The sequence below is a fragment of the Pseudomonas asuensis genome (assembly GCF_014646755.1).
GTDB classification, from domain to species: Bacteria; Pseudomonadota; Gammaproteobacteria; order Pseudomonadales; family Pseudomonadaceae; genus Chryseomonas; species Chryseomonas asuensis.
Genome location: NZ_BMNW01000064.1, coordinates 1 through 1,255, shown reverse-complemented (window position 1 = coordinate 1,255; position 1,255 = coordinate 1). Strand labels below are relative to the sequence as shown.

The following is a 1,255-nucleotide window of genomic DNA, read 5'->3' as shown; positions in this document are numbered from 1 at the left end:
CCAGGGTGAGGGTGCCCATGCCGGCAGTAATGGCGGCGACCACAGCTGCGCCCTTGACCAGGTTATTGGTCAGCTCCGGGTTGGCCACAGTCCAGGCCTTGATCTTGCCGACCACTCCCGTGAGATTTTGAATGAAGCCTCGTAAGGGGGCGTCCTGGCCTTCTTCCATTTGAATGCCCAGGTCTTCCCAGGCGCTGCTTAACCCATCGAGGTCGCCACGCATGTTGTCGGCCATGACTTTGGACGTTTTGCTAGCTTCGCCACTGGAGGCCTTGAGCGTTTTGATAAACGCCTGCAGCTCGCCTTTACCGGCCTGCTCGACTAGCACCTGTAATCCGCTGACGGCTTCCTCGCCGGCAATGTCCTTGAACAGCCCTGCGACCTTGGCATTGCCCATACCTTTGGTCTTTTGGCTGAGGTCGGCCAGGATATCCGGCAGCGAGCGCAGGTTGCCCTTGGCATCCTTGGCTTTGACGCCCAGTTGGTCGAGTGCTTTGGAGGCGGCCTTGGACGGTGCGGCCAGACGGGAGAGGATGCCGCGCAGGGCGGTCCCGCCCATGCTGCCCTGAATACCGGCATCACCCAGCTTGCCGGCCATGGCAGCCACCACTTCCAGCGGCTGGTTCAGCGAGGCAGCGACCGGGGCGACGTATTTCATCGTCTCGCCCAGCATCCGCAGGTCGGTATTGGAACGGGTAAAGGTGCCTACCAGGACATCCCCCACCTGTCCCATATCCTTGGCCTGAAGCTTAAAGCCGGTCAGGATGTTGGAAGCGATATCAGCCGTGTCGGCCAGCTCCGAGCCACCGGCTTTGGCGAGATCCAGCATACCGGGCATGGCATCCTGAATGGCCTTGGGATTAAAGCCGGCCATGGCCAGATACCCTTGCGCATCGGCGGCCTGGCCAGCAGTGAATTGCGTTGACGCGCCCAGGTCTCGGGATTGCTTGCGCAGTGCCTTGTACTCGCCCGAGTTCTTGTCCAGGCGAGTCAGCGCCTGAACCCTGCTCATGCTGGCATCAAAGTCCAGACCTGGAGCCAGGAGCTTGCTGCCGGCATAGAGAATACCGCTACCACCAGCCAGCATGCCGGCACCGGATCCGGCCATTGAACCGGCTACGCCCTTGGTCTTTTCATAGGACTGCTTCATCTGGCCCAGCCGCTCCTGCTGCGCAGCGACCGATTTCATCCGTTCCTGCTGGCGTTTGTAGGCCTGGGTGGTGGCTTCGATCTTGCTCTTGAGCTGGCTTTCGCT

1 protein-coding gene is annotated in these 1,255 nt (G+C 61.0%); it reads right to left on the bottom strand.

Annotation, left to right across the window (positions count from 1 at the left end; all coding sequences use genetic code 11):
- Positions 1-1,255, bottom strand: a 1,255-nt coding sequence (locus tag IEX86_RS24650; protein WP_188868779.1) for a phage tail tape measure protein, incomplete at both ends; no start/stop codon positions are given.